This window comes from Nonomuraea rhizosphaerae, from assembly GCF_019396405.1.
Taxonomy (GTDB): Bacteria; Actinomycetota; Actinomycetes; order Streptosporangiales; family Streptosporangiaceae; genus Nonomuraea; species Nonomuraea rhizosphaerae.
This window is the reverse complement of the sequence record NZ_JAHKRL010000265.1, coordinates 1-6286: the sequence shown is the minus strand read 5'-3', so window position 1 is coordinate 6286 and position 6286 is coordinate 1. Positions and strand designations below refer to the sequence as shown.

The following is a 6286-nucleotide window of genomic DNA, read 5'->3' as shown; positions in this document are numbered from 1 at the left end:
TGCGGTCTGCGCCGCGGACTCGCGGCGCAGCTGATCGATGATCTCCGGTTTGGCGTCGAGCAGGGCGGTGCGCCGGTCCTCGGTCAGCGCGCCCTTGGGGGCGCGGAACCTGAGCTGCCCTTCCTCCTCCCACAGTCTGATTCCGGCCGACTCCATGTCGGCGATCAGTTCGCGTACGGCAGGTCCCCGAGTCACAGCACGCCCTCTTCCGTGTCGTGGCTGTCGTTGATCGACAGCGCGCAGTCCGCGATGGTGGGAGCGGCGAAGAATCGCCGCAGGGTCACCTCCACGCCGAGCCGCCGTCTGGCGCTCTCCGCGAAACGGGTGGCGAGCAGGGAGTCGCCTCCCAGGGTGAAGAAGCTCTGGCTGCGGCCCGGTGCCGGGATCTCCAGGAGTCCGGCCCAGATCTCGGCGAGCTGCCGTTCCAGTCCCGGCCGCGGCGGATCGTCGTCGGGTGGAAGGTCTTCCGTCGTGGTGAGGGCGGATCTGTCGATCTTTCCGTTGGGGGTCAGCGGGAACTCGTCGAGGGGAGTGATCGACGGGGGGATCGCGTGGGTGGGCAGGCGGTCGGCCAGGAAGGAGCGGATCCGCTCCACGTCGGCCTGCGCCGGGGTGACGAAGGCGGCCAGGCGGCGCTGCTTGCGCTCGCCCACCGCGACGACCACCGCGCGGGTGACCTGCGGGGCGGCTTCCAGTGCCGCCTCGACCTCGCCCAGCTCCAGCCGATGGCCGCGGATCTTCACCTGGTGGTCGGCGCGGCCCAGGAACTCCAGCGTGCCGTCGGGCCAGTACCGGCCGAGGTCTCCGGTGCGGTACCAGCGCAGGTCCGCGTACCGCACGAACTTGGCCGCCGTGGTCTCGGCGTCACCTCGGTAGCCGAGCGCCACTCCCTCTCCGCCGATCCACAGCTCTCCCGCCACCCAGTCCGGGCAGTCCCGGCCCCGGTCGTCGACCACCCGGAAACGCTGGTTGCGCAGCGGGAAGCCGTACGGCACCGACGACCAGTGCGCCGGCACGTGCGCGACCTCCCACCAGTTCGACCAGATCGCCGCCTCCGTCGCGCCGCCGAGCGCCACCAGCCGGCAGCGGCCACCGCTCTGCGTCGTCAGCCGGGCCTGGAGATCCACTCCGACCCAGTCGCCTGACACCAGCGCCGCCCGGAGGCGGCCCGGCACCCGGTCCACGGCCGACAGCAGCATCTCCAGGAGCGTCGGCACGCTGTTCCAGATCGTCACCGCATGGCGTTCGCACAGTTCCGCCCAGCGCTGGGCGTCGCGCCGCTCCTCCTCCTCGATCAGCACCACCGCGCCGCCGGCCGACAGCAGGCCGAACAGGTCGTAGACCGACAGGTCGAAGTCGAGCGCGGAGACCGCCAGCACGCGATCGTCGCGGCCGACCGCCAGGCGGGTGTTCACGTCGGCCACCGTGTTCAGCGCCGCCCGATGGGAGACCTCCACACCCTTGGGCACTCCCGTGGACCCCGACGTGAAGATCACGTACGCCGACATGTCCGGCGACACCTCCGCCGGGGCCGCCAGTGGCTCACCGACCGGCGGTTCGGTCAGCACCGTCGCCACACCCGCGCGGGCCAGCATCGACTCCCGGCGCGCGGCCGGCTGATCGATGCCCACCGGCACGTACACGCCGCCGGCGGCCAGCACCCCCAGCACCGCCACCACCTGGTCCACGCCCTTGGGCAACACCACTCCGACCGCGTCACCCGGCCCTACCCCCGAAGCGTGCAGATGCCCCGCGACCCGCAACGCCCGGTCCGCCAGTTCGCCGTACGTCAGCGTGCCGGTATCGGAGATCAGGGCGGGCCGGTGCGGCTCGCGGGCGGCCTGGGCGAAGAACCCCTCGTGCAGGGTGCCGTCCGGCACGGGTCCGGCGGTGTCGTTGGCTCGCTCGCGTACGAGGAGCTGGTCGAGCGGCAGCCCGACGGTGGCGGGGGCCGACCAGTCGCCCTCGGCCAGCCACTCCAGCAGCCGCCCGTGCGCGTCGAACATCGCGTCCAGCACACCCGGCGCGAACAGCTCCTCCACCGCGTCCCAGCGGACGAGCAGCTCGCCGTCGACCTCGGCCACCTGGTAGTCCAGCCAGACCTGCGGCGTCTGGGACACGCCCCACACCGGCTCGGCGAAGGTGGGCCCGAGCGTGCCGTCGGCGACGCCGAGCATGCTGGTGAACACCACGGGCATGGTCATCTCGATCGAGTCGGCCCGTCTGGCCAGCTCGCGCATCACCCAGACGGCCGAGACCTCGCCGTGCTCCAGGCCGCGCCACACCTCCTCCTGCAGCCGGCGCGCGCCCTCCAGCCAGTCCGATCCCGACCGGTAGCCGATGAGCATCAGCGAGGTGAAGTCGCCGAGGACACGGTGGATGTCGGGGTGCACCTCGCGCCGGTCGAACAGCGTGAGGTTCAGCGTCAGCTCCGGCTGGGCGCTCCAGGCGGACAGGATCTCGCCGAAGGCGGCCGCCAGCACCGTGGAGGCGGTCAGGTCGTGCTTCCTGGCCAGGTCGGAGACGCGGCGCCAGCGGTCGGCCTTCACCCTGGTCTCGCGGCGGACGAAGCGAGGCTTGTCGATCATGACCGGGTCGACGCGCAGCGGCAGCCGCGGCGCGGGGGGCAGCTCGGGCAGGCGGCCGGCCCAGTACTCCTTGGCCGCCTCGAAGACGACGGGGTCGGGGCTCAGGTTGAGCAGGTAGTCGCGGAACGACACCTCCAGGGGCGGGAGCACGGTGGCGGGGTCGCGGTAGAGCTGGTCGAGCTCGGCGAAGAAGGTCATCGTGCTGAGCGCGTCGATGATGATGTTGTCGAAGCTGACGCCCAGCCGGACGCGGCCCTCGTGCCGCGTGGCCCGCGCGTCGAACAGCGGCCAGACGGCCGGGTCGAACACCTGGTGCGACATCTGCTCGCGCAGCTCCTCCGCGCTGCCGGCCAGGCCGATCGTGAAGTGCGGCACCTGGGGCAGGATGCGCTGGAACCCTTCGGCGTCGAAGACCACGCGCAGCATCTCGTGCCGCTCGATCAGCAGGTTCCACGCGGTCTGCAGCCGGTCGAGGTCGATGTCGCCGTCGAACTCGGTGTAGAAGTGGCAGCCGACGCCGCCGAGCGTGAAGTGCTCGGCGCGGCCGAGCCAGTAGGCGCGCTGCACCTCGGTCGGCGGGAACGGGTCATGGCGGTGCTCGGGGTCGGCGCTCAGCTCGGGGACGGGCACGAGCGCCTCGTCCAGGGTGAGGGTCGCGGCGAAGTTGGCCAGCACCGGCGAGTCGAACAGCAGGGTCAGCTTGGCGTCGGCGACCCCCGCCGACCGCAGCCGCGCGATCATGCGGGTGGCGAGCAGGGAGTCACCGCCGAGGGCGAAGAAGTTGTCCGCGCGGTGCACGGCGGGGACCTCCAGCAGCTCGGCCCAGATGCCCGCGAGCAGGATCTCGGCCGCGCCGGCCGGCGCCTGACCGGCCGGCCCCACCGGTACGTCCGCCGCGAGGGAGACGAGGGCGGATCTGTTGATCTTCCCGTTGGAGGTCAGCGGGAACTCGTCCATGGCGGTGATCGACGGGGGGATCGCGTGCGCGGGCAGGCGATCGGTCAGGAAGGAGCGGATCCGCTCCACGTCGGCCCGGGCCGGGGTGACGAAGGCGGCCAGGCGGCGCTGCTTGCGCTCACCCACCGCCACGACCACCGCGCGATCCACCAGCAGGCAGCTCTCAAGCGCCGCCTCGACCTCGCCCAGCTCCAGCCGATGGCCGCGGATCTTCACCTGGTGGTCGGCGCGGCCCAGGAACTCCAGCGTGCCGTCGGGCCAATATCTGCCGAGGTCTCCCGTGCGATACCAACGTAACCCCGCGTACTCCACGAACTTGGCCGCCGTGGTCTCCGGATCTCCCCGATAACCGAGCGCCACCCCCTCTCCGCCGATCCACAACTCCCCCGCCACCCAGTCGGGACAGTCCCGGCCCCGGTCGTCCACCACCCGGAAACGCTGGTTGCGCAGTGGGAACCCGTACGGCACCGACGACCAGTGCGCCGGCACGTGCGCGACCTCCCACCAGTTCGACCAGATCGCCGCCTCCGTCGCGCCGCCCAGCGCCACCAACCGGCACCCGCCTCCGCTCTGCGCCGCCAGCCGCGCGTGCAGATCCACCCCCACCCAGTCGCCCGACACCAGCGCCACCCGCAACCCGCCCGGCACCCGGTCCACGGCCGACAGCAGCATCTCCAGGAGCGTCGGCACGCTGTTCCACACCGTCACGCCGAACCGCTCGCACAGCTGCGCCCACCGCTGGGCGTCGCGCCGCTCCCCCTCCTCGATCAGGACCAGCGCGCCGCCCGCCGTCAGCAGGCCGAACACGTCGAACACCGACAGGTCGAAGTCCAGCGCCGAGACCGTCAGCACCCGGTCCCCACATCCCAGGCCCAGCCGCTCGCTGACGTCCGTCACCGTGTTCAGCGCCGCCCGATGCGACACCTCCACACCCTTGGGCACTCCTGTGGACCCCGACGTGAAGATCACGTACGCCGACATGTCCGGCGAGACTCCCACCGGTGCCGCCAGCCGCTCACCCGCCTCGGGCAGCTCGGTCAGCACCGTCACCACACCCGCGCGGGCCAGCATCGACTCCCGGCGCGCGGCCGGCTGATCGATGCCCACCGGCACGTACACGCCGCCGGCGGCCAGCACCCCCAGCACCGCCACGACCTGGTCCACGCCCTTGGGCAGCACCACCCCGACCGCGTCACCCGGCCTGACCCCGGACCCACGCAAATGCCCCGCGACCCCCAGCGCCAGATCGGCCAGTTCCCCGTAGGTCACGGCGCTTCCGTCGCGGATCAGGGCAACGCGCTCGGGCTGGTGCGCGGCCCAGGAGAAGAAGCCGGTGTGCAGCAGGCCCGCGGGCATGGGGCCCGCCGTGTCGTTGACCTGCTCGCGGACGAACTGCTGCTCCACCGGCAGCCCGACGGTGGCGGGGGCCGACCAGTCGCCCTCGGCCAGCCACTCCAGCAGGAGGCCGTGGGCGTCGAACATCGCGTCCAGCACACCTGGCGCGAACAGCTCCTCCACCGCGTCCCAGGCCAGGTGCAGCCCGTGCGCGTACTCGTTGATCTGGTGGTCGAGCCAGACCTGCGGCGTCTGGGTGATCATCCAGCCCGGCTCGCCGAGCGCCTCCCGTACGGCGGGGACGATCAGCTCGGTGCCCAGGTTGCAGGCGAAGACCACCGGCGCTCCCGTGTGCTCGCCGTCGCGGGCCAGATCGCGGAGCACCTCGACACCGGAGTAGCCGGCGTGCTTGGCGTCGGCGCGGAAGCGCGCCTGAAGGGCGGCGGCCCGCTCGGCGAACGGCACGGCCTCGGACAGGTCCGCGGCCAGCAGGATCAGGTTGGTGAAGTCGGCCACCATGCCGGCCACGTCAGGGTGGACGGTGTCGTCGCGGTCGAACAGCGGCACGTTGATCAGGAAGCGGGACTCGCCGCTCCAGGCGGCGAGGATCTCGCTGTAGGCGGCGGCGAGCACCATGGCCGGAGTGAGCCCGTGCGAGCGGGCCTGCTCCTGGATCCGCTGCCACGTGGCGAGGGGCAGCCACCTCTCCCGCCGGACGAATCGGGGGCGCTCCACCTGGCTCGGGTCGAGCGCGAGCGGCAGCTGCGGCGCGCCGGGCAGCTCGGGCAGGCGGCCGAGCCAGTACTCCCGGTCCCTGGCGTGCTCCTGCGAGCGTTCCGCGTCGCGCGCCGCGAGGTACTGGGGGAACGAGCAGGCCAGCGGCGCGGGCGGACGGTCCGGGTCGAGGTAGAGGCGGGCCAGGTCGTTCAGCAGGATCTGCAGGCCGAGCACGTCAGCGACCAGGAAGTCCACCTCGAAGTGGACCCGGGAGCGGCCGCCGGGCAACAGCGACAGCTGGACGTCGAAGACCTCGCCGCGGGCGGCGGCGAAGCGGCGGTGCGACAGCTCCTCCCGCAGCCGCTCGGCGGCGCCCCGGCCGCCTTCCGTCAGGTCGTGCACGGTCAGGCCCGGCCACGGGCTGGTGTCCATGATCTGCTGCGTGCCGTCGTCGTGGAAGATCGCGCGCAGCATGCCGTGCCGCTCGGTCAGGGCGCGCACGGCCCGCTCCAGCCTCGCCGGTTCGACGCCGAACCCGTCGAACTCCAGGTAGGCGTGGCAGCCGACGCCGCCGATGACCTGGCCGTCCGCGCGGCCGATCCAGTAGGCCAGCTGCACGGGGGTGAGCGGGAAAGGGGCTGTCTCGTCCACGATCGGCACCCGCTCGGCCGGGGCCGCCGGCGCCCCGG

The 6286-nt window shown here is 72.5% G+C and carries 2 protein-coding genes; both read right to left on the bottom strand.

Annotation, left to right across the window (positions count from 1 at the left end):
• Window positions 1-195, bottom strand: a 195-nt coding sequence (locus tag KME77_RS13205) for a TubC N-terminal docking domain-related protein (RefSeq protein ID WP_219466445.1), incomplete at its 3' end; no start/stop codon positions are given.
• Window positions 192-6248 carry a non-ribosomal peptide synthetase gene (locus KME77_RS13200; RefSeq protein ID WP_308250687.1) on the bottom strand — a complete coding sequence of 2019 codons (6057 nt, stop codon included), beginning with the start codon at window positions 6246-6248 and terminating at the stop codon, window positions 192-194. The genes KME77_RS13200 and KME77_RS13205, both read right to left, overlap by 4 nt.
• Window positions 6249-6286 lie beyond the last annotated feature (38 nt).